Below are 20,883 nucleotides of genomic sequence, written 5' to 3' on the forward strand. Positions count from 1 at the left end.
GATGGGGAATCCTCCCCACGACACAACAACAAGACCAGGAGAACGAAATGACACATCATGATCTTTCGTACGGCTCCACCAACTTCCGTCACGGTAAACTGATACTGGCCATCAGTTCGGCACTGGCCCTCTCCGCCTGTGGCGGAGGCGGTGACGGCTCGGAGGCAAGTGGCGGATCCGACACTGCAACCACCTCAAGCCAGGACGGAGCGGTGGGCGGCGACCAGGTCGTCCAAACGGCTTCGACCGGTGACCCGGTGAAAGGCTTTTTCAGCGAGCCGTTCGCCGAGCCCACCATCATGGTTGATGGTGAAGCGGTCGAAACCGACGAAAAGTGTATTACCCGGGAAGACGGCACGGATGAATGCAAGCCGGCAGCCGGCACAATGGCGCTGCTCAGGGATGGGCGCCTGCTTTACCTGAACGCGCTGGAGGGTACCGAGAACGTTGAATTATCCATCGTCAAAGAATTCGGTGAAGTGTCAGTAAACGATCAGTCGCGGGTGCTGGCGCTGGACGAGAATGACACTCCGTCCTGGCTCAAGCCTTCACCCCTGGACGCCGGCGCCAACCCCGATGGTAATGACAGCGAAACCTTGCTGGACGGTACAGAGCTGGATGGCCTTCTGAATACCGCGGACGATACCAGCAAAAACGATGGCGCCCTGTTCTGCTCAGACGTTGTGGGCCTGGCAAATGGCGATGTCATGGCCGTTGGCGGTACCGACTACTACACCGAGGCGGGCCTGGTTGAGCTTGAAGGCATCAAGAATTCACGGATCTTTGACGAGGAGACCAACACCTGGCGCCAAAGTGGTGATATGACCTATGGTCGCTGGTACCCCTCTGTGATTACCATGGGTAACGGCAACCTGTTTGTCGCCAGTGGTGTCACCAAACTGATCAAACCGGTTTATCCGGAAGATCCACTCAATAGTGGTCGTAACGTTGTGCAAACGGAAACCTACGACCCATGCACCGGCACCTGGACGCAAAACCCGTCGACTGCCGATCGCTCACTGCCGCTTTACCCGCGGATGCATCTGCTGCCCAACGGCCATGTCTTCTATAATGCGGGCGGCCAGGCATTCAATCCGTTCGGCCAGGGCTACGATCAGGCCCTGTGGAATATCGCGGCCAGCTTTAACCCAGAGACCCAGACCTGGACCGACATCGGTTACGCCGGCCTTCCCCTTCGCCTGGACGAAGCAGGGCTCGCCGAGCTTGGCAGCACCCTGAACATCACCAATGCTTCCATGGAGCAAGCCTCCTCCCTCCTTGGCGACTTGATCGAATCGCCCGCAGATCTTCTGGAAAGCGGTGCGGACCTTGATGTCACTGAGGAAGATCTACAGATCGCTCTTGCCGGCGGCATGCGCGGTTCCACCTCGTCCACGATGCTGCCCCTGAAGCCAAACGCCGACGGGACCTACACGGACGTTGAGTTACTGACTGCCGGTGGTGTGCCGAGCTACGCTCTATTGACCAATCCGGGCGGCTACCTTCCCACGGACCAGAGCCGGATCGACCGGATCTCTACCAATGGAGACGAGATCGACTATGAATCGCGCCTGACCGGTCCGCTGAACCAGCCTCGCTGGTACGGTACCAATGTCCTGATGCCGGATGGCAGTGTGATGGTCTTCAGTGGCGGTGATCGCGACGGCGTCGCAGCACCGGGTCTGGAAGGCCCCATCCGGACAGCTGAGCGATTCGATCCGGAAACCAATACCTGGACCGAGATGGCGATGGCCAATCGTTCCCGCACCTACCACAACACGGCAGTGCTGATGGAGGACGGCCGGGTGATGATTGCCGGACACTCCCCCATCAACACCGCGTACCTGACGTTCGTCGACCTGCAGGACTTCGGGCTGGCCCCCTATGACGGCCGCGACCCGAGTTTCGAAATCTACACGCCACCCTACGCAATGCGCGATGATCGCCCGGTTATCAGAAGCGCTCCGCGGAATCTGACCATTGGCGATCGCTTCAACGTCCAGGTGGATCAGGCCGACGAGATCAGCAAGGCCTTGTTGATCCGCCGCACCGTTATGACCCATGTGGTCGACAGTGATCAGCGTGCAATCGAGCTGGTGGTTGAGCAGCAGCCCGGCAACAAGGTGACCCTGACCATGCCGGACAATCACAACGTGGTTCCGGCCGGCGAGTACATGCTGTTTGTCAGCAAGGATACACCGGAAGGGCGCATTCCATCTGAATCCGTTCCGATCACGGTTATCAACGAAGATCTTGCCTGCATGGCGCCCGCCGATGGCTCCGACGACACGATCACGACCGAGGACGGCATCATCGAGTCCACACTCGCGTTGCTGTGAATCAGGCCCGAAGGAGTAATGGGATGAAACGAGAACACACAGGAGCGAAACTGAACGCCCTGCTGGTGTCCGGCCTGATCCTCCTGTCAGCCCCTGGGCTGGCAGGAGCCCACGGTGCGCCCAAAGCCGAGGAAATCCCAGATGGCTTTGTCAAGGCCAGCATTACCAGGTACCCGGACATTGAAGGGCTGAGCGCCATGGTTCTGGATGCACCTCGGCCGGGCATCATGCTTCGCTACCGCGGCAGCGAGCGCCTCACCGTAATCGGCACTGAAGGAGAAAAGTTTCTACGGTTCACCGGGGACACGGTTGAGGTGAATGTTGCCAGTGCAAGCTGGAAAAAACTGCCAAATGCACCCAGGCTCGCGGACAACGCTGCAACGAGGGCGGATCCCTCCGGGCCAGCATCATGGACGACCCTGTCGCGATCTGGCAGTTTTGGCTGGCTGGACCCACGTCTCAACGGTCAGCGCGAAGGCCACGCCCGGAAGGATGCGGGAACCTGGTCGATTGCCGTCGAAACCGCAGCGGGCGACATTGACCACATTCGCGGCACTCTGAGCTTCAAGCCCATTCAATAAAATGCGGAAAGGGTTTCCGCCAACAACAAAAAGCCCCCGCAGAGCGGGGGCTTTTATCTTTTCGCTACCTGTCGAAGGCTGTGCTTATTGACTTGCCTCAACGATATGCTCAACCGCGTTCTTGATTTCCTCATCCGGACAGCTTGCGCAGCCGCCCTTGGCAGGCATGGCGTTGAAACCGTTGATAGCGTGGTTGATCAGGGTCTCCATGCCCTGGTCGATACGCGGTGCCCAGGCCGCAGTGTCGCCAATCTTGGGTGCGCCAGCAGCGCCCGTAGTGTGGCAGGCCATGCATACGGCATCATAAACTTCACTGCCGGAGCGGGGGCCGGAGCTGGCCGCCTGGGTCGGAGCGGCTGCGGCGCCGCACTCCTGGCCTTCCAGACACACTTCACCAACCGGCTCGATACGCGCGCGGATCTCGTCTTCAACACTAGCCATAACGGCGCCGGCGGTGAGGCCGAAACCGAGCAGAACAACAGCCAGGACTCTCTTCATGTTCACAATGCACCTCGCATTTGAGCGTTATAATCTTTGGTCGCCGCATTATAGCGACTGAACCCCGGCAAAAAAACCAAAGGCCAGAATCATAAATTGATTTCAACCGGTTTAATTGCAATTTCGTAAGCCCTCGGGCACGAATTTGTGAATACAGGTACCATAACCGGCAAACCGACCAACACGATTTCCAGGACCCGCTCCATGCCAGACGCAGAAAGCAACCGCCCGCATCCTTGGCGCAAGCCGCTGTTGATTCTCGAGTTCTCCGCCCTGGCCGTGCTGCTGGGCTCCATGGCCTGGTTTTCGAGCCAGACAGCCGATGGCAGCAAGATCAGCGCCGGCTGGCTGCTGATCCCGGCCTTTGCCAGTCTGGGCGTGTTTGCCAGCTTTATCGGCCTGATGTACCTGCGCTGGGTCGCGGCCGCCAGTGCGGCCAATCGTATCCGCCACAGAATCATTTTCGCCCTGTTGGCGATCACCCTGATCGGGGTCTGGGTGTATGGCATTGCCAACACCTGGCTGAGCCTGAACGCAAGCTGAGGATCGCCCCATGAGACATCAACCCTGGCGGGTGAACACCGGCCTGAGCGTTTGTCTTGGCGTCCTGGCCGCTCCGGTGGCCTTTGCCCAATCGACTGGCACCGAGCCGCCCGGGGATTTGTCCGCCGAGCAATGCGCGCTTATTGAAAACGGGGTTCGCAGGCTCGCCTGTTTCGATCGGGTGTTCAAGGCGGGTAAGGAAAGACAGGCGGCCAGCGAGGATGAACAGGAGCAGGCCGAGGAGTCCTTGAGCGAGGAGCTGCCTCTGGCGGGCGGAGAAGGCCAGGAGGAATCTGAGCTTCCAGAGGACGACGACAGCGTTATGAATGCGTTGCTGGAGCAGTATGTCGCTACGGAAAAAGCGATCTTTTCGTTCTCTGGCAGTTTTGTGGGCCATCGTCCGACCTATATCCTGCCTCTCACCTGGACCGATGATACCAACCCTTTCCCTTCCAGTCCGCGTTTGGGGACCACGGGCTATGACTACGAGCTGCGCAAAGAGGAGGCCAAATATCAGATCAGCTTCAAGGTACCCTTGCTGACGGGCCTTCTGGAAGATCGGACTACTCTTTGGTTCGGCTATACCCAGCAATCCTTCTGGCAGGTCTACAACCAGGATGAGTCGGCTCCGTTTCGTGAGACCAATTACGAGCCCGAGCTCTTCCTGCGCTACCAGACCAACTGGGATCTTGGGCCGGGCACGTTGAACGGCGTGACCATCGGTTTCAGTCACCAGTCCAACGGCCAGTCCGAACCAAGGTCCCGGAGCTGGAATCGGATCGTGGGCCGCGCGGCCTACAGTTACGGGCGCTGGTTGTTCATGGTGCAACCCTGGTACCGGATTCCGGAGAGCAGCAACGATGATAATGCCGATATCGAGCGGTACCTCGGTCATGCCAATTACCAGGTGGTGTACAAGTTGACGGAGGACCGGACGTTTTCGTTGCGGCTGATGAATAATTTGCGGTCGGATAACCGGACGTCTGTTGAGTTTGGGTACAGTTTTCCGATGGGCGAGACGCTTAAGGGGTTCTTTCAGTATTACAACGGGTATGGGGAGAGTCTGATTGACTATAACCACCGGATTGAGAGGTTCGGGATCGGGATTATGTTGAACGACTGGCTTTAACTTTGTTTCAAAACCAGAGCATGCAAGAGTCCGGAGGAAGGCAAGGTGGCCGATACCACCGTCTGAAACACGCTCCTTGCGGCACGTCCATGTGACGCTTGAGCTCCGCCATCCATGGCTCCGCACAGTTTCAGACGGTGGTATCGGCCACCTTGCCCCGGACTATTGGCGTCAGCCGTCCGCGTTATCCTTCCTCGTTCAGCCTGTCCATTTCTGCCAATAGTTCTTGTGTCTTTTCTTCCATCAACGGGATATTCGCCCTTGATTCCACGTTCAAACGCACAACCGGCTCGGTGTTGGACATCCGGAGGTTGAAGCGCCAGTCGTCGAATTCGATGCTGACACCATCCACGTGGCTGACACTTTTGGCGCCAACGCCGTATTTGGCCTCGATTGCCGCAATCACTTTGGGGGGATCGGCGATGGTGCGGTTGATTTCGCCGCTGGCCGGGTAGGCTTCGATTCGGGCGTCGATCAACGACGACAGGGTCTGACCGGACTGGCAGAGGCGTTCGGCGACCAGCAGCCAGGGGATCATGCCGCTGTCGCAGTAGGCGAAGTCGCGGAAGTAGTGGTGGGCGCTCATTTCACCACCATAGACGGCGTCTTCGTCGCGCATTCTTTGTTTGATGAAGGCGTGGCCGGTTTTGCTTTCGATGGCTTCGCCGCCGGCGGCTTTGACCAGGTCGAGGGTGTTCCAGGTGAGGCGGGGGTCGTGGATGACTTTGCCGCCGCCGGTCTTGCGCAGGAACTGGTCGGCCAGCAGGCCGACGATGTAGTAGCCCTCGATGAAGCGGCCGTTTTCATCAAAGAAAAAGCAGCGGTCGTAGTCGCCGTCCCAGGCGACGCCCATGGCGGCCCCCTGCTCGATCACGGCATCGGCCGTGGCCGCCCGGTTTTCCGGGAGGATGGGGTTGGGCACGCCGTTGGGGAAGTGGCCGTCCGGCTGGTGGTGGACCTTGATGAACTCGAAGGGCAGGTGCTGCTCCAATTCGTCGATCACCAGACCCGCGCCGCCGTTACCGGCGTTGCAAACAATGGTCATGGGTTTGAGTGAGGCGGCATCGACGTAGCCAAGCAGGTGGTCCACGTAGGCACTCATCACTTCCAGTGGTTCGTATTGACCTTGCTGCGGCGCATCGGCAAATGGCTCCAGTACGCGGTCTCGGATCTCGTTGAGGCCATTGTCGGAGCTGATCGGCCGGGATTCGGGGCCGACCATTTTCATGCCGTTGTGGTCTTTGGGGTTGTGGCTGGCGGTGACCATAATGCCGCCGTCCATCTTGTAGTGGCTGGTGGCGAAGTACACCTGCTCGGTGCCGCACAGGCCAATGTCGAACACATCAGCGCCAGCGGCCATCAGGCCGGAGCTCAGGGCTTCAGCGATTTCCGGGCTGGAGAGCCGGATGTCGTAACCGACGATGACTTTTTTTGCGCCGGTCACTTCCACGTAGGCACGGCCGATTTTTTCGGCAAGAGTCGGGTTGAGCTGGTCCGGCACACGACCACGCAGGTCGTATGCCTTGAAGCAGGACAGGTCCATTGTCGGGGGTTACTCCGCTGCAGAGGATTGAAGCTGGATATAGTTCTGGATACCCATCTGGGCAATCATTTCCAGCTGGGTTTCCAGCCAGTCGATATGCTCTTCCTCGCTGTCCAGGATGCTTCGGAACAGTTGCCGGCTGGTGTAGTCCTGGATCTCTTCGCAGTAGGCGATGGCTTCTTTCAGATCGGTGTGGGCAATCTGCTCGAGCTTGAGGTCGCAGGAGATCATTTCCTCGACGTTCTCGCCGATCAGTAGTTTGTTCAGGTCCTGCAGGTTGGGCAGGCCCTCGAGGAACAGGATGCGCTCGATCAGCTGATCGGCGTGTTTCATCTCGTCAATGGATTCCTCGTACTCCTTGGCGGCCAGCTTGCTGATACCCCAATCCTTGTACATGCGGGAGTGGAGGAAATACTGGTTGATGGCGGTCAACTCGTTGGCGAGGACCTTGTTGAGGTACTGGATAACCTTCTTGTCGCCTTTCATAGCGGGACTCCCTGATGGCTTGGTGAATCAGCCTTTTAGGATAGCCCCTTATCGGGCAAGAGAAAAATACAGTGAGGCAATAACTGCACTCAGGCCGGTTGCGCGAGCATATTGGCCATAGCCAGGTAATCCGGCGAGCGGCTCTCCCGGAGAATTTCCCGCGCGGTGCAGGCACAGCGACCGCACTGGGTACCCACACCCAGTTCCTTGCCCAGCTGGCGCATGGAGGAAACGCCGTTTTCGGCCGCTTCGCGGATTTCCCGATCGGTTACCCCGTGGCAAAGGCAGACGTACATAGCAATAACTCACCAACGGTTATAAAAGTTAGTGATAATTATTGCTATTACCATCCGAGAATGCAACCCCGTTGGATCAATTTTATGCAACGGCGCGTTTCGGGCTTAACGGTCACGGGTCAGGTTCCGCCCCCCGGTCGCGGTAACCACGACGTTGTCTTCAATCCGAATGCCGCCGCAGCCCCGTAGCCGCTTGATCAGATCCTGGTTCAGGTACTGTCCCAGCTCCCCTTCCAGCAAGGGATCCAGCAACGACGGGATGAAATAGAGTCCGGGCTCGATGGTTACCACCATCCCCGGCTCGAGTCGGCGGGTCAGGCGCAGGAACGGGGCATCTTCTGGTGGGGGCGTCGGCTTGCCGGCGACATCATGGACCTGCACGCCGAGGAAATGACCGATACCGTGGGGAAAGAACACCCGGGTGATGCCCTGCTCGACGATGTCGTCGTCCTCCAATCCGGTCACCAGGCCGGTGGCCGAAAGCAAGGCGGCGATGCCCTGGTGGGCCTTGCGGTGGATCTCAATATAATCCACCCCGGGCGCGACCATGTCGCACAGCCGGAGCTGGAGTCGCTCGAGGCCGTGGATCAGGGCGGCGAAATGGGATTCCCCGGGGCCCGCGGTGGTGCGGGTGATGTCGGAACAATAGCCCCGGAACCGGACGCCGGCATCGATCAGCAGGCTGCGACAATGGCCGGGGGGCTGGGTGTCGTAATACTGGTAGTGCAACGTGCCGGCATGGTCGTTCAGGCCGATGATACTGTGATACGGCGCGTCGGCTTCCCGCTGCCGGGTTGCCTGCTGATAGGCAAGGCTGATCCCGAATTCGCTCTCGCCGTCGGCGAAGGCGTCCCGGGCCGCCCGGTGCCCGGCCATTGCCAGATTATTGGCCTGCGCCAGGCATTCAATTTCGTAGGGGGTCTTGCGCACCCGGGTTTCATCGAGGGCCCTGAGCAGGTTCTCCGGGTTGGACTCCCCGGGCACGCCATCCAGCAGAGCAGGATCCCCGATCACCGCCAGACTGCCCGGATCATCCAGCACCGGCGCCTTGGGCGACTGACTGCTGCGAACCTCGATAAACGTCTGCCAGGGTTCTTCCGACAACGGCTGGTTGGCGTGCCAGAAATCCACCGGCTCGTACAGCCACAGCACCGGCTTATGCTCCGCCCGTATCCAGAGCCAGCAGTGATCGCGGCCGGTCAGCCCGGTCCAGTGCAGAAACGGGCCGTAGCCCTGGAAGTGCCAGGCCTGGTCGTCCCCGAAGCGATACGGGGCGGCACCGGAGGCAATCAGCAGGCTGTCGAATCCGTGATCCGCCAGCGCCGATTCGTACCGGGCTTGCAGTTCTTCAAGGTGATCCAGTTGCAGTGACAGCAGGGCATGATCAGGCATGTCATTCTTCCAGTTGTTTCCAGAGATTCAAAAGATCGTCCGAGCGGGCGTCCCGCAGTCGGATCAGGCGGATTTCCAGGGGCACGTCCCAGCGCTCATCGCCGGCCCGCACCAGGCTGCCGAACTGCTCGCTCTTCTCCGTCATCCGTTGTGGCAACCAGCCCATGCCGAAGCCCTGTTTGACCAGGGCCTTGATACTGGCCGACTGGGTGTTCTCGTTCAGCGGTAGCAGGTTGGCGGTCAGCTTTTGCCGCGCCAGGTGGCCCTCGATGGCGGACTGCAGAAATCCCCGATTATGATAGGCAATCAATGGCACCGGTTGCTCGGGACTACCCGGCAGGGAGAACCGCGGATGGCCCCGATCGTCGGAAACGCTGACCGGCACCAGGGATTCCCGGGCCAGTACCAGCCACTCAAAGTTGTCTCCGTTCAGCCGGTCACCCCAGGGCAGATCCGGATGCCAGTAACACAGCACCAAGTCACAATCGCCACCCTCCAGCGCCTCCAGAAACTGCTCGCCGACCCAATTCGTCGCTTTAAGATTGAGTTGCAGGCGCTCGGCAATTCCGGCATCCGTCGCCCAGCCCTGGTAAAAGTGAGAAAACAGCCCCTGGGTGGAGCCGACACTGATCCTTGCGGAGGCCTCCGCCTCAAGCGCCGCGATACGATCTTTTGTATCCCGCACATCCCGGGTGATCCGTTCACACAGCTCCCGGAAAACCTCCCCCGCCGGCGTCAGCGACAGCGGCAGGGTCTGGCGGTTGATCAGGGTGCTGCCCATGGCCTCTTCCAGCAGCTTGATACGCCGGCTGAACGTAGGCTGACTCACGTGCTGCAATTCGGCAGCACGTGAGAAATGGCGCGTGCGAACAAGCGCCAAAAAGTCTTCCAGCCAGCGTACTTCCATGGAATCCCCTGAGGGTAAGCGATTGAATGGGTTCGGGCGTCAATGCAGGCATCATAGCCCATCGAAGCGCACCCGTTACAACCGCCCCTCTTCCACCGCGTGGCATGCCACCTGAGTGCCACCATCGGTGGCGATCAGTTGGGGTACTTCCTGCCGGCACCGTTCATTTGCATAGGGACATCGGCCATGGAACACACAGCCGGATGGCAGATTCACAGGCGTCGGCACTTCCCCTTTCAGACGGATGTGGCTGGGCCTGTCATCCTCCAGCTTGGGAATGGCAGAGAGCAGCGCCTGGGTGTAGGGATGCCGGGGCGTGGCAAACAGGGTCGCCGTGTCCGCCAACTCGCACACCCGCCCCAGGTACATCACCGCCACACGGGTGCCGAAATGCTCCACCACCGCCAGATCGTGGGTGATGAACAGGTACGTCAGCCCACGGCTTTCCTGTGCGTCCATCAGCAGGTTAAGCACCTGGGCCTGGATGGATACGTCCAGAGCCGAGATCGGCTCGTCGGCCACGATGAACTCCGGGTCGACCGCCAGCGCCCGGGCGATGGCTATCCGCTGGCGCTGGCCGCCGGAGAACTCGTGGCCGAAACGAGCTCCCCAGTCCGGATCAATCCCCACCGAGTGCATCACCTCGTGGATCTTGTCCCGTATCTGGGTCTGTGACCAGTCCGGATGGTGGAAACGGATCGGTTCTTCCAGGGTCTGCTGGATGGTCATCCGCGGGTTCAACGAGGCATAGGGATTCTGGAAGATCATCTGCATCTTGCGCCGATACGGCAGTGCCGACTTGCCATCCAGGTTATCGATGCGTTGACCATCGTAATGGATCTCTCCGGCACTGGGAGAGATCAGCCCCATGACCGTACGAGCCACGGTGGACTTGCCACAGCCGGATTCGCCGACCACGCAAAGGGCCTCACCCTTCTGCACTTCCAGATCGACACCGTTGATGGCGTGAACAGCCTCCTGTTTTCGGCGGAAGCGCCCACCCTCAAAAGTGATTTGTTCAAGCAGACTACCGGACAGGTCAAAACGCTTCTCCAGCCCGCGAATGCTTACCAAGGGGGAGGTCATGATTCGGCCTCCTGCATGCGTTCCTCCTGCTCAATCAGGTTGGCAACTTCGTAACAGGCCACATCGACATTGCCCGAACGCACATACTCCGGCATGGAATGCTTGCACTGTTCGGTGGCGAAATTACAGCGGGGGTGGAACGGGCAGCCCGACGGCACATTCTTCAGCGACGGCATTGAGCCAGGTATCTGGAACAGCCGCTCACCAGGCTCACCCATTTGTGGCAGCGCGTTGATCAATCCCTGGGTGTAGGGGTGCTGGGCATCGTTGATGATTTCCCGGGTCGGGCCCTGTTCGATGATTCGGCCGGAGTACATGACCAGCATCCGCTGGGTAACCTGGGAGACCACGCCGAGGTCGTGGGTGATCAGCATCAGCGCCACATTCTCTTGCTCGCAGAGGTTCAGCAGCAGGTCCATGATCTCTGCCTGAATGGTCACATCCAAAGCCGTCGTAGGCTCATCGGCAATGATGATTTCCGGATCGAGCAGCAGCGCAATGGCAATAATCACCCGCTGGCGCATGCCGCCGGACAGTTCATGGGGATACTGGTCCAGGCGCTTCTCGGGAGAGGGAATCTGCACTTTCTGAAGCCGGTCCAGAGCAATGGCCCGGGCTTCTTTTTTGCTGATCTTACGGTGCGCCAGGATGGCCTCCGCCATCTGGGTTCCAATGGTGAGCACCGGATTGAGAGTCATCATCGGGTCCTGGAAGATCATGGCAATGCGGTTGCCGCGGATCTTGCGCAGCTCCCGTTCGCTCATGGCGGCCAGATCCTTGCCTTCGAACAGAATCTGCCCGCCGGCAATGTAGCCAGGCTTGGCAATCAGATTGAGGACGGAGAAGGCCGCCACGGACTTACCGGCGCCGGATTCCCCCACCAGGCCCAGCCGTTCGCCCTTGTCCAGGGTAAAGCTGATGCCCCGCAGGGCGGTCAGGTCGCCGCCGCGCACCGCGAAGCGCACATCCAGGTTTTTAACTTCCAACAGTGCCATGGTGTTACCCCTTGTACAGCCGTGGGTTCATCACATCCCGCAACCAGTCACCCAACAGGTTGATGACCAGTACGAGCACCACCAGCACCAGACCCGGGATCAGGGTGATCCACCAGGAACCGCTCTGGATGTAGTCAAAGCCGGACTTGATCAGCGAGCCCAGGGACGGCTGGGTTTCCGGCATGCCGAGACCGAGGAACGACAACGCCGCCTCGGAAATGATGGCGTTGGCGATCTGGACCGTCGCGATGACAAAGATCGGCGACAGGGTGTTGGGCAGGATGTGCCGGAACATGATCCGGCGGGTGCCGAAGCCCATGACCTTGGCTGCGTCGACATATTCCTTCTTTTTCTCCGCCAGCACCGAGGCGCGCACGGTGCGGGCAATCTGTGGCCACTCGGCCACCCCGATGATGAAGATCAGCATGTAGATAGCGATCTCACCAAACATCAGGTTGCCGAAGCTGGCCTTGAACACCGCACCCACGATGATGGCCACCATCAATGTAGAGAACGACAGCTGCACGTCGGCAATGCGCATCAGGATGGCATCCACCTTGCCGCCCAGATAGCCGGCCAGCAAGCCGAACAGGATGCCCAGGAAGGCCTGCAGAATCACTGCTCCGAAGCCGATCATCAGGGACACCCGGGTGCCATAGAGGATGGTCGAGAGCAGATCCCGGCCCTGGGCATCAGTACCCAGCGGGAAGGCGGGATCCGATCCGCTCATCCCCACCGGCGGCAGCTCGGAGTTCATGATGTTGATCTGCGCCAGATCATAGGGGTCGGTGGGTGCCAGCAGCGGCGCAAAAATGGCCGCCAGCACCATCAGCAGCAGCACGGCAAAACTGGCAATAGCCACCTTGTCGCGCTTGAAGCTGTACCAGAAGAAGGACTCGCGGAAGCGGTCCCAGCGGGAAACCGTTGCCGTTGTCATGCTTTCTTACCTGTCAGTTTGACGGTGGGATTTACCAGGCCGTAGATCAGATCCACGAGGGTATTGGTAACCACGAAGATCAGGCCCACCACCATCAGGTAAGCCACGATCAGCGGTATGTCGCTTCGGGTGATGGCCTCGAGGAACATCAGGCCTACGCCCGGCCACTGGAACACGGTCTCGGTGAGAATGGTGTAGGCCACCATGATGCCGATCTGCACACCACCGACGGTAATCACCGGCAGCATGGTGTTCTTGAGCGCGTGCAGGAAGTTGATGCGGCCAGCGCTCAGGCCCTTGGCCCGGGCATAGCGGATGTAATCGCTTTGCAGCACCTCCATCATCTCGGCCCGAATCAGCCGGATGAACAGCGGCAGCATGATCGAAGCCAGGGATACCGACGGCAGGACCAGATGCATCAGCCCGGTACCGGTAAAGAAACCGGACTCCCAGGTGCCGAACAGGTGCGTCAGTTCATCGCCGCGACCATAGGAAGGCAGGCCGCCCTCGGTGGTAAAGAAGTCATTCAGCCACTGCCCCCAACCGGTGTCCGATGGGAACCAGTTCACCGTCACCCCGATAGAGAACAGCTGGATCAGCACGATGGCCGTCAGGAACACCGGGATGGAAATACCCACGGTACTGACGCCCATGAAGAATTTGGACAGCCAGGCCTGGGGCCGGATCGCGGCGTAGACGCCGATCGGCACCGACAGGAACACGATAATCAGGCTGGCACCGATGACCAGCTCGAGGGTCGCCGGCAGGTGTTCTGCGATCACCTCCAGGGTCGGCTTGCTGTAGAAGTAGGAGTTGCCCAGGTCGCCCTGCAAGGCATTACCGGCAAAGCGCAGGTACTGGACCACCATCGGGTCGTTCAACCCGAGCTCCTCGCGAATGGCTTCCCGCTCCTCCTCGGAGACGGACATGCCCACCATTTCCTGAAGCGGGTCCCCGAGGCCATCCTGAATGGCAAAGGCGATGACACTGATCACGAACATGACCAGCAGCGCCTGGGAAATCCGCTGAACCAAAAACGCTAACATGGAAAGCTTCCGGATAAGGCTTGCAAACAAAAGGCCGGCACCGGATCACTCCAGTGCCGGCCCGCCGTCAAAGGCGATTACTCCACAACCAGGTCACCCAGGTACGGGAAGTTCATGACGTTGAGCACTGGCTCAATCTTCACGTTCTTCTTCGATGCCCAGGCCAGGTCCTGCCAGTGCAGCGGAACGAAGGCGGCATCCTCATACAGACGCTGCTCCACTTCCTGCAGCATGGCAGCGCGCTTGTCCAGATCGGTCTCGACGTTGGCCTTCTGCACCAGGGCGTCGATTTCCGGGTTGCAGTAGTTGCCCGCGTTGTACTGGCCAGAGCCGCTGTCGGCATCCGGGCAGAAGGTCAGGAACTCGTAGAAGTTGGCGGAGTCCTCGGTATCCGCGTGCCAGCCGATCATCATCATGTCAGCCGCGCGGTTATCATACTCCGGCCAGTACTGGGCCTTCGGCAGGGTTTTCAGATCCACCTTGATGTTGATGCGCGCCAGCATGGCGGCCACCGCCTGGGCGATCTTATCGTCGTTCACGTAGCGGTTGTTCGGCGCCATCATGGTGATGGTAAAGCCTTCCTCGTAACCGGCCTCTTTCATCAGCTGCTGTGCCTTGGCGACATCAAAGCGACGCGTGAGCGACTCGTTATGACCCTGATAGCCTGCCGGAGACAGCTGAGCCGCCGGGGTTGCGAAGCCCTTCATAATCTTGGCGGCGATGCCTTCCTGGTTGATGGCGTAGGCAATGGCCTGCCGGACCTTCGGATCCTTGAAGGCTTCCACGCGCTCCTGATTCATATGGAACAGGATGATACGGGTACCGCTCATGGTCACCAGGTTGGCGTTCTTGTCACTGCGAATCCGCTCCAGGTCATTGGGAGGCACCGGGGCGATGAAGTCGACACCACCGGACAGCAACGCGGACACCCGGGTGTTGTTCTCCTTGATCGGGGTCAGCACGATCTTGCCGACGTTACCGGGAGACTCGGTATCCCAGTAGTCGTCAAAGCGTTCGAACTCGACCCGCACGCCCTGCTTGCGTTCGGTCACGGTGTAAGGACCGGTACCGGAAAGATTCTCGGAGGCAAAGGAGTTGCCATGTTTGAGGATCGCGCTCTTATCCTTACCATCCTCGGTCTGGCCGCTGTAGAACTCGCTGTCGAACGGGAAGATGTAGGTGGCGGTGTTCAACAGCAGCGGGTATGGCTCGCTGGTCACCAGCTCGAAGGTGTAGTCATCAATCACATTGATGCCGCTGAACGGCTTGAAGATGGCCTTAAAATCCTGGCTCTGTTTCAGGCGGTCGAAGGTGAACTTCACATCGGCGGTGGTCAGCTCGTTGCCGGAGTGGAACTTCACGCCTTCACGGAGCTTGAAGCGCATCGTGTTCTCGTCGACTCGCTCCCAGCTCTCCGCCAGGCGCGGCTCGAAACCCAGATCCTGGGTCCAGCGCAGCAGCGGGTCGAAGGTCATGTGGGACAACTGCAGGATGCCACCTGAGAGCTGCTCATGAATATCGAGGGTCACGGGGTCGGCGTCGTACGCCATCTTCAGTTCCTTGGTCGCCTCGGCGGACAGGGCTACCGGCGCCGACGCCAGGGCCATGGAACCGACAAATGCTGCAATCAGTTTTTTCATCGCGTTTTCCGTCGCTGTTTTAGGAATTTTCACGGAACATCGGCGCAGAATGGCGCCGATTGCCTGGGCAACAAGCTAGTCTCGGAAAACCCGTACGGCAATCGAAATTGCGACATGGGGTTATTCGCCAGGTGAATGACCCAATTCAGCGCTCCACGCACCACAAAAAACTGTTTGAAAATGAAAGAGTTCGATTCAACGCGCCCAGACAGAACGCAAAGGCCCGTCAGTTGGCGGCGGGGAAGCCACGTTGAACCAGTAGGCCTCGATGGTCCTCATAACCGAAACCAGGCCCTCAAACTTGATGGGCACACGGATCACAGACGCAGCCCCCAATGAGTAGAGCGTTTTGAGGTCCGGTGTAACCCGTCCGGTATGGAAGACAATCACCGGAACGTGCCGGAAGTCACCCGAGCGTTTGAGTTTGCGGAGAAAGTCCGGTGCTGACTGGGCATCCTCCTCCACCAGGTACATCAACAAGTTGGGAAACCGTTCCGCATCCCGGTCGATCTCCATGGCCAGTGAATCAAACGCCCGGTCATCGGGAATCAATGTCAGATCATGCCCCAGGGCATGACCCCGCAGCGCCTCTTCCAGATCCGCTCCCAACTGGCCCGACGCGATGAGCCAGACTTTGAACATCCTTTTTCTTGAATAGGGCATGGTCTCTCCGTGTGATTCCCCCTGGAATCATCTACCTGGAAACTGCTTCACCGGCCAGAGCCCACTGAGTGGCTTCATCAAACGCCAACGGCTCCGAGACCAGGTATCCCTGGCCCATCCGGCATCCCATAGCCCTTAAACGTGTGAGTTGGGAAATGGTTTCAATTCCTTCGGCCACGACGTCCATGCCAAGAGAGTCAGCCATGGTCACCACGGCTCGGCAGATTTCCGGTTCCGCGAGCGCTTCTCCTCCATTGCCCGAGACAAAGCTTTTGTCAATTTTCACCACGTCTGCAGGGAACTGTCGGAGATAGCGAAGGGAGGAGTAGCCCGTGCCAAAATCATCGATGGCGATCTTCACCCCCAACTCGCGGATCCGCGACAAATCCTGCTGCACCTTGGGGTTTTCCTCGTGTCCGTCCAGCAGACTGTCTTCGGTGATCTCTACTTCGAGCAGGTTTGCAGCAATAGCTGTCGATTTCAAAGTGGACTGCAATGTCTCGACAAAATGCCCCGTTTTCAATTGCAGCGGCGAGACATTGACTGAAATCCGGTAGTGGCTGACGCCCAGCTCGCGCCATTTTACGAGATAGCGACAGGCTGTCTGGAGCAGCCACTCGCCTATGGGCACTATCAACCCGGTCTTCTCCGCCACCGGAATGAAATCGGAGGGGGCAATCAGTTCGGAGCCGAACCGCCAACGAATCAACGCCTCAAACCCGGCAATGCGTCGGTCGCGGAGATCCCACTGGGGCTGAAGCATCAACTCGAAGTGGTCGTGTTCGAGCGCATGCCGCAGACCTTTTTCGATATTCAGATGCCTTTCCAGTTGGGTCTGCAGATTGGACGTAAAGCACTGAACTGAGTTCAAGCCCTTACGCTTGGCCTCATAAAGAGCGATATCGGCTTTCTGCATGAGCTTGATGGGAGCGTCACCATTCTCCGGGAAAAGGGCCATACCGATGCTTGCAGAAACATTCAGCTCATGGCCTCCAATGGCGGATGGTTGCGACACAGCTTGGATGATCTTGCGCGCAACATTGAGAGCGTCTTCCGCATCGTGCAGATCTTCGATCAGTATCGTGAATTCATCCCCGCCAATCCGGGCAACGAAATCCGACTCGCGCATCACGGACCGAAGGCGATCGGCAATCAGCAGAAGCAGAAGGTCTCCCGTCGGATGACCAAGCGAGTCATTTATTTCCTTGAACCGATCAAGGTCCATGAACAACACCGCCAGCCGGGTTCCGGCACGCTTGCATCTGGCTAACGACCCCTCGAGGATTTCCTCGAACAGCAACCGGTTCCCCAAACCGGTAAGCGGATCCCGTTTGACCATCTGTTCCAACTCGAGCTCCGCACGTTTGTGCTGAATGGCGTGCCGGATGGTCCGCTCAAGCAGCGATACCGTCATATCTCCCTTGGGCAAAAAGTCCGCAGCCCCGAGCTGAATCACTTCATCATCAAGCGTTCCCGATTCCACACCGGTCAACACGACAATCGGGGCCGGACAATGCACTTTCCGTGCTTCAATAAGCAGGTCCCGCGCCGTTTCCGGCCCGAGGAAATAGTCGAGAAGAAACACATCACATTGAGGGTCAATCAGCTCCTGCCGCGCTTCGCTGATACTGCTGATGTGATTGACCTCAAACTGAAACCTTTTGGATTGCAACAGGAGCTCGTCAATAATCAGGAAATCGGCGGGGTCATCATCCACGATGTGAACCCGGATGTGCTTGTCATGGTCATTCATCGGGCAGCTCCACGATCGAGCACCAGTAGTTATTGAAGGCCTTGATCTGGGCCACCAGCTTTTCAAAATCAACGGGCTTGGTTATGTAGGAATTGGCTCCCAGATCATAGCTGTGGAAAACCTCCTCCTCCCGGCTCGAGGTCGTCATGATAATCACCGGCAAGTGCTGAAGCCGGGCATCGCTTCGAATTTCCCTGAGGCACTCCCTGCCATCCTTCTTGGGCATATTGAGATCAAGGAGAATAATGCCGGGCGTCGGATACTGTTGTGTATCGTCATAGGGCCTTTCCCGCCGAAGGTAGCGCATCAATTCGACACCATTCTCGACAAAATAGAGAGGATTGAGCGCTTTTGCTTCGTCAAATGCCTCTTTGGTAAGCAGTTGATCCAGCGGATCGTCGTCCGCCATCAGAATAGGAACTGGCTTCATTCCTCCTCCCCTTCCCCGGTAGCCAGGGGAAGATCAAAACAGAAGGTGGTGCCTTTGCCCTCTGCACTTTCAACCGAGATATGACCTCCGTGCCGTTCGACGATCTTCCTGCAAATCGCAAGGCCCATGCCGGTGCCTTCGTATTCTCCTCGGCCATGCAACCGTTTGAAAACATCAAAAATCTGATCGCTGTAGACCATATCGAATCCGATGCCGTTGTCCGCAACGTACACCTTGCAACGACCCAGCGCCGGATCCACTTCGCTGAATATACGAATGGCCGGCGGCGCCTCGGGCGTACGGTATTTCAGGGCGTTGCTGAGCAGGTTCTGGATAAGCTGGCGCAACTGTGCTGCATTGCCATGGACCTCGCACAATTCATCGACCTGCACCGAGGCACCGCTTTCATCAATTCTGAGCTGGAGATCCTTGCACGCTTCACCCACGACCTGTCCCAGCTGGACATCCTCTTCATCCTCGGGCCTCGAACTGATTCGACTGTAACTGAGCAAACTATTCAGCAATGCATCCATGCGCTCGGCGGCTTCCCGGATGTAGCGGACAAATTGGTCCCCTTTCTCATTGAATTGTCCGTACTTTCCGCTCATGAGCAGCTGGGTGAAGGCCATCAACTTGCGCAGAGGCTCCCGCAGGTCGTGGGAGGCTATGAAGGCAAACTGCTCCAGGTCCTCGTTGGACCGCCGCAAAGCCTCCGTTTTCTCACGCTCCTGAAGCTCCAGGGCCCGGCGGCGCTCGATTTCCTGTTCCAGCCGTTCTTTAGTCTGGGTCAACTCCTCAACGCGGCGCTCAAGTTCCACACTGGTCTTTTCAAGGTGACTCTCTGATTGGCTCCTGCGCGCAATTTCACCCTCAAGTTTCTGATTGGCAGCCTGCAATTCGATTGGGCGGGGCAAGGCAAGCGCCTTTGGAATGAGGGGCCAGATAAGGGCGGCCGTTAGCACAGACACCACTGCCGTCAGGGCTTTTAGCACTCCGGATACATAGTACGCGCCGTTCCAGATGTTATAGACCGCCATCAAGTGCGTCAGCCCGCAGGTAAAAATGAACAGCGCAAAGAGCACGAACATCCATTCGTACTCCAGATCCTTGCGTTTATGCATGAGTACATAAAGAGCAAGGGGAATGGTGAAATAGGAGGCAGCAATCAGGCTGTCGGAAATGGAGTGCAACAGAACAAGATCGGACCGCCAGAGATAACAATGGCCATGGCCCATGAACGTCAAGTCAAACCATTCCGTGACGCCGGAAACAACATGATTCATGGCTACCCTCCAACAACCAGCTCTTGCTCAAAGCCCCGTGGTATAGGCCGGTTTTTTTATTTGTACTCCCTCTAGAATACGCCGTCACCGGCGATATACCACCCCCGAGGTATATCCAGGAGCAAATTATTCGAGCAAACAAGAGTCCTGGCTGGTGGGGCAGGCTTTGCCCCATCACGCTACCCCGCGGTAAAGAAATCCAGCCCGATCAACGGCAGGATGAGAGCCGTGAAAATGCCGGTAAGCCCCATGCCGAGAGAAGCGAACGCGCCGGCTTTGGTGCCAATCTCGAAGGCACGGGCGGTTCCGATCGCATGCCCGTTCAGCCCGAGCGCAAAACCAAGAATCCGCTCATCCCTGACCGATAGCCAGCGCGCCAAAAGATCGACAAAAAGCGTGGCAACAATGCCCGTGATGAGCAGCCCGCCCATCATCAGAGGCACCGCCCCGCCAAGCTGCTGGGTGATCCCGATGGCGATCGGTGCCGTTACCGACTTTGGTGCCAGCGAAGCCAATACCTCGGGCGTCGCACCGAGCGCCCAGGCAATGATCAGCGCATAGACTGCGGCCATGGTCGCAGCAATGGGTAGCGTGACCAGTATCGGTCGCCACATGGCCCGGATGTGGTGGATTTGCTGGTAAAGCGGGATTCCTAAAGCGACCGTGGCGGGCCCCAGCAGGACCGAGATCCAGCCGGCACCGTCCTGATAGGCATGGTAATCCAATGCAAGCAACCCGATCACGCCCGAGAGAATCACGGCCGACAACAAAACGGGGGGCAGCCAGAGCGGGCGTCCAATGCGGGCAAACAGCCAGTTCCCGGCGAAAAAAGCCCCCAGTGTCAGGCCGATGGCAAGCACAGGCGTGCTGGCGAGCGCGTCAGGCAGACTGACAAACCGATCCAGCAAATCAGTCATGAACGCCCCCTTCCTTACGCACCAGCATTTTCATGAGCAGGAGCGTGGTAAGAACACTGAGAAACGTTCCTCCAAGCAGGGCCGCCGCCACCGCCAGCCACTGGCCGGAGAACTGATCGGCGGTAAAGAACACTCCGACCACTCCGGGCATAATCAGAAGAACAAGCATGGAGATCAGGCCCTGGCTCGCGGCAGCCAACTGGTCACTTACACTGCCCTGAACCATTAGCGTCAGCGTGAGTGCGATCATGCCAAGAACTCCGCCACTCACCGGCAGGGCGCACACCAATCGAAGGGACTCACCAAAGATGAAGAACAAAACCAGTACCAGAAAACCACGCAACATCGTCATGCGTTCACGCTCAGCCGGGAAGGAATGCATTACACTAGCGCAAACAGACATATTGATACCAACACAG

Annotated in this window: 21 protein-coding genes; 4 read left to right on the forward strand and 17 right to left on the reverse strand. The window is 58.5% G+C overall.

Annotated features, from left to right (window positions below):
• Nucleotides 1-47 precede the first annotated feature (47 nt).
• The gene (locus ACQUTG_RS10615) at nucleotides 48-2,339 is read left to right on the forward strand and encodes a galactose oxidase-like domain-containing protein (RefSeq protein WP_428919374.1); all 2,292 of its coding nucleotides are present in this window, start codon (nucleotides 48-50) and stop codon (nucleotides 2,337-2,339) included.
• A 23-nt stretch (nucleotides 2,340-2,362) separates the two neighbouring features.
• The gene (locus ACQUTG_RS10620) at nucleotides 2,363-2,920 is read left to right on the forward strand and encodes a hypothetical protein (RefSeq protein WP_428919375.1); all 558 of its coding nucleotides are present in this window, start codon (nucleotides 2,363-2,365) and stop codon (nucleotides 2,918-2,920) included.
• A gap of 84 nt (nucleotides 2,921-3,004) precedes the next feature.
• On the opposite strand, the gene ACQUTG_RS10625 is transcribed toward ACQUTG_RS10620, so the two are convergent.
• Nucleotides 3,005-3,418: a c-type cytochrome gene (locus ACQUTG_RS10625; RefSeq protein ID WP_428919376.1), complete on the reverse strand. Its 414-nt coding sequence runs from the start codon at nucleotides 3,416-3,418 to the stop codon at nucleotides 3,005-3,007.
• Between the two features lie 204 nt (nucleotides 3,419-3,622).
• Here ACQUTG_RS10625 and ACQUTG_RS10630 point away from each other — a divergent pair, with 204 nt between their 5' ends.
• Nucleotides 3,623-3,961: a hypothetical protein gene (locus tag ACQUTG_RS10630; protein ID WP_428919377.1), complete on the forward strand. Its 339-nt coding sequence runs from the start codon at nucleotides 3,623-3,625 to the stop codon at nucleotides 3,959-3,961.
• 10 nt (nucleotides 3,962-3,971) lie between these two features.
• Complete coding sequence (locus ACQUTG_RS10635) at nucleotides 3,972-5,090, forward strand: phospholipase A (RefSeq protein WP_428919378.1); 1,119 nt, start codon at nucleotides 3,972-3,974, stop codon at nucleotides 5,088-5,090.
• A 184-nt stretch (nucleotides 5,091-5,274) separates the two neighbouring features.
• Here ACQUTG_RS10635 and ACQUTG_RS10640 read toward each other — a convergent pair whose 3' ends face one another.
• From ACQUTG_RS10640 to ACQUTG_RS10715, 16 genes are all read right to left on the reverse strand, one after another.
• The gene (locus ACQUTG_RS10640; protein ID WP_428919379.1) at nucleotides 5,275-6,633 is read right to left on the reverse strand and encodes a phosphomannomutase; all 1,359 of its coding nucleotides are present in this window, start codon (nucleotides 6,631-6,633) and stop codon (nucleotides 5,275-5,277) included.
• Between the two features lie 9 nt (nucleotides 6,634-6,642).
• On the reverse strand, nucleotides 6,643-7,119 hold the full coding sequence (gene bfr / locus ACQUTG_RS10645) for a bacterioferritin (RefSeq protein WP_091997532.1): 477 nt from the start codon (nucleotides 7,117-7,119) through the stop codon (nucleotides 6,643-6,645).
• 89 nt (nucleotides 7,120-7,208) lie between these two features.
• Complete coding sequence (locus ACQUTG_RS10650; RefSeq protein ID WP_428919380.1) at nucleotides 7,209-7,415, reverse strand: bacterioferritin-associated ferredoxin; 207 nt, start codon at nucleotides 7,413-7,415, stop codon at nucleotides 7,209-7,211.
• A gap of 105 nt (nucleotides 7,416-7,520) precedes the next feature.
• Entirely contained in the window at nucleotides 7,521-8,807 is a 1,287-nt protein-coding gene (pepQ, locus tag ACQUTG_RS10655; protein WP_428919381.1) for a Xaa-Pro dipeptidase, read from the reverse strand.
• Nucleotide 8,808: 1 nt separating this feature from the next.
• Nucleotides 8,809-9,714, reverse strand: a complete 906-nt coding sequence (locus ACQUTG_RS10660) for a LysR family transcriptional regulator (protein ID WP_428919382.1) — start codon at nucleotides 9,712-9,714, stop codon at nucleotides 8,809-8,811.
• A 75-nt stretch (nucleotides 9,715-9,789) separates the two neighbouring features.
• Nucleotides 9,790-10,800, reverse strand: coding sequence for an ABC transporter ATP-binding protein (locus ACQUTG_RS10665; RefSeq protein WP_428919383.1), 1,011 nt, complete (start codon nucleotides 10,798-10,800; stop codon nucleotides 9,790-9,792).
• Entirely contained in the window at nucleotides 10,797-11,795 is a 999-nt protein-coding gene (locus tag ACQUTG_RS10670; protein WP_428919384.1) for an ABC transporter ATP-binding protein, read from the reverse strand. The genes ACQUTG_RS10665 and ACQUTG_RS10670 overlap by 4 nt, the downstream gene beginning before the upstream one ends.
• A 4-nt stretch (nucleotides 11,796-11,799) precedes the next feature.
• Nucleotides 11,800-12,732, reverse strand: a complete 933-nt coding sequence (locus ACQUTG_RS10675) for an ABC transporter permease (protein ID WP_113862104.1) — start codon at nucleotides 12,730-12,732, stop codon at nucleotides 11,800-11,802.
• Nucleotides 12,729-13,778, reverse strand: coding sequence for an ABC transporter permease (locus tag ACQUTG_RS10680; protein ID WP_428919385.1), 1,050 nt, complete (start codon nucleotides 13,776-13,778; stop codon nucleotides 12,729-12,731). Before ACQUTG_RS10680 ends, ACQUTG_RS10675 begins: the two co-directional genes overlap by 4 nt.
• A 77-nt stretch (nucleotides 13,779-13,855) precedes the next feature.
• Nucleotides 13,856-15,418, reverse strand: coding sequence for an ABC transporter substrate-binding protein (locus ACQUTG_RS10685; protein WP_428919386.1), 1,563 nt, complete (start codon nucleotides 15,416-15,418; stop codon nucleotides 13,856-13,858).
• A 195-nt stretch (nucleotides 15,419-15,613) separates the two neighbouring features.
• Complete coding sequence (locus tag ACQUTG_RS10690) at nucleotides 15,614-16,081, reverse strand: hypothetical protein (protein ID WP_428919387.1); 468 nt, start codon at nucleotides 16,079-16,081, stop codon at nucleotides 15,614-15,616.
• Nucleotides 16,082-16,112: 31 nt separating this feature from the next.
• Complete coding sequence (locus tag ACQUTG_RS10695; protein WP_428919388.1) at nucleotides 16,113-17,834, reverse strand: EAL domain-containing response regulator; 1,722 nt, start codon at nucleotides 17,832-17,834, stop codon at nucleotides 16,113-16,115.
• Nucleotides 17,827-18,264: a response regulator gene (locus ACQUTG_RS10700; RefSeq protein WP_428919389.1), complete on the reverse strand. Its 438-nt coding sequence runs from the start codon at nucleotides 18,262-18,264 to the stop codon at nucleotides 17,827-17,829. The genes ACQUTG_RS10695 and ACQUTG_RS10700 overlap by 8 nt, the downstream gene beginning before the upstream one ends.
• The gene (locus ACQUTG_RS10705) at nucleotides 18,261-19,547 is read right to left on the reverse strand and encodes a sensor histidine kinase (protein WP_428919390.1); all 1,287 of its coding nucleotides are present in this window, start codon (nucleotides 19,545-19,547) and stop codon (nucleotides 18,261-18,263) included. The genes ACQUTG_RS10700 and ACQUTG_RS10705 overlap by 4 nt, the downstream gene beginning before the upstream one ends.
• A gap of 179 nt (nucleotides 19,548-19,726) precedes the next feature.
• A complete protein-coding gene (locus tag ACQUTG_RS10710; protein WP_428919391.1) occupies nucleotides 19,727-20,464 on the reverse strand; it encodes an LrgB family protein in 738 nt (245 codons plus the stop codon).
• Nucleotides 20,457-20,816 carry a CidA/LrgA family protein gene (locus ACQUTG_RS10715; RefSeq protein WP_428919392.1) on the reverse strand — a complete coding sequence of 120 codons (360 nt, stop codon included), beginning with the start codon at nucleotides 20,814-20,816 and terminating at the stop codon, nucleotides 20,457-20,459. Before ACQUTG_RS10715 ends, ACQUTG_RS10710 begins: the two co-directional genes overlap by 8 nt.
• Between the last annotated feature and the right edge of the window lie 67 nt (nucleotides 20,817-20,883).

The sequence above is a fragment of the Marinobacter sp. DUT-1 genome, assembly GCF_050379415.1.
Lineage (GTDB): Bacteria > Pseudomonadota > Gammaproteobacteria > Pseudomonadales > Oleiphilaceae > Marinobacter.

Bases quoted from the DNA above. Each gene is read 5' to 3' on its own strand.
- ACQUTG_RS10660 (WP_428919382.1), bottom strand. From the start codon at position 9,714: ATGGAAGTACGCTGGCTGGAAGACTTTTTGGCGCTTGTTCGCACGCGC.
- ACQUTG_RS10640 (WP_428919379.1), bottom strand. From the start codon at position 6,633: ATGGACCTGTCCTGCTTCAAGGCATACGACCTGCGTGGTCGTGTGCCG.
- ACQUTG_RS10705 (WP_428919390.1), bottom strand. From the start codon at position 19,547: ATGAATCATGTTGTTTCCGGCGTCACGGAATGGTTTGACTTGACGTTC.
- ACQUTG_RS10695 (WP_428919388.1), bottom strand. From the start codon at position 17,834: ATGAATGACCATGACAAGCACATCCGGGTTCACATCGTGGATGATGAC.
- ACQUTG_RS10635 (WP_428919378.1), top strand. From the start codon at position 3,972: ATGAGACATCAACCCTGGCGGGTGAACACCGGCCTGAGCGTTTGTCTT.
- ACQUTG_RS10710 (WP_428919391.1), bottom strand. From the start codon at position 20,464: ATGACTGATTTGCTGGATCGGTTTGTCAGTCTGCCTGACGCGCTCGCC.
- ACQUTG_RS10715 (WP_428919392.1), bottom strand. From the start codon at position 20,816: ATGACGATGTTGCGTGGTTTTCTGGTACTGGTTTTGTTCTTCATCTTT.
- ACQUTG_RS10615 (WP_428919374.1), top strand. From the start codon at position 48: ATGACACATCATGATCTTTCGTACGGCTCCACCAACTTCCGTCACGGT.
- ACQUTG_RS10630 (WP_428919377.1), top strand. From the start codon at position 3,623: ATGCCAGACGCAGAAAGCAACCGCCCGCATCCTTGGCGCAAGCCGCTG.
- bfr (WP_091997532.1), bottom strand. From the start codon at position 7,119: ATGAAAGGCGACAAGAAGGTTATCCAGTACCTCAACAAGGTCCTCGCC.
- ACQUTG_RS10625 (WP_428919376.1), bottom strand. From the start codon at position 3,418: ATGAAGAGAGTCCTGGCTGTTGTTCTGCTCGGTTTCGGCCTCACCGCC.
- ACQUTG_RS10670 (WP_428919384.1), bottom strand. From the start codon at position 11,795: ATGGCACTGTTGGAAGTTAAAAACCTGGATGTGCGCTTCGCGGTGCGC.
- ACQUTG_RS10680 (WP_428919385.1), bottom strand. From the start codon at position 13,778: ATGTTAGCGTTTTTGGTTCAGCGGATTTCCCAGGCGCTGCTGGTCATG.
- ACQUTG_RS10665 (WP_428919383.1), bottom strand. From the start codon at position 10,800: ATGACCTCCCCCTTGGTAAGCATTCGCGGGCTGGAGAAGCGTTTTGAC.
- ACQUTG_RS10700 (WP_428919389.1), bottom strand. From the start codon at position 18,264: ATGAAGCCAGTTCCTATTCTGATGGCGGACGACGATCCGCTGGATCAA.
- pepQ (WP_428919381.1), bottom strand. From the start codon at position 8,807: ATGCCTGATCATGCCCTGCTGTCACTGCAACTGGATCACCTTGAAGAA.
- ACQUTG_RS10675 (WP_113862104.1), bottom strand. From the start codon at position 12,732: ATGACAACGGCAACGGTTTCCCGCTGGGACCGCTTCCGCGAGTCCTTC.
- ACQUTG_RS10650 (WP_428919380.1), bottom strand. From the start codon at position 7,415: ATGTACGTCTGCCTTTGCCACGGGGTAACCGATCGGGAAATCCGCGAA.
- ACQUTG_RS10620 (WP_428919375.1), top strand. From the start codon at position 2,363: ATGAAACGAGAACACACAGGAGCGAAACTGAACGCCCTGCTGGTGTCC.
- ACQUTG_RS10685 (WP_428919386.1), bottom strand. From the start codon at position 15,418: ATGAAAAAACTGATTGCAGCATTTGTCGGTTCCATGGCCCTGGCGTCG.
- ACQUTG_RS10690 (WP_428919387.1), bottom strand. From the start codon at position 16,081: ATGCCCTATTCAAGAAAAAGGATGTTCAAAGTCTGGCTCATCGCGTCG.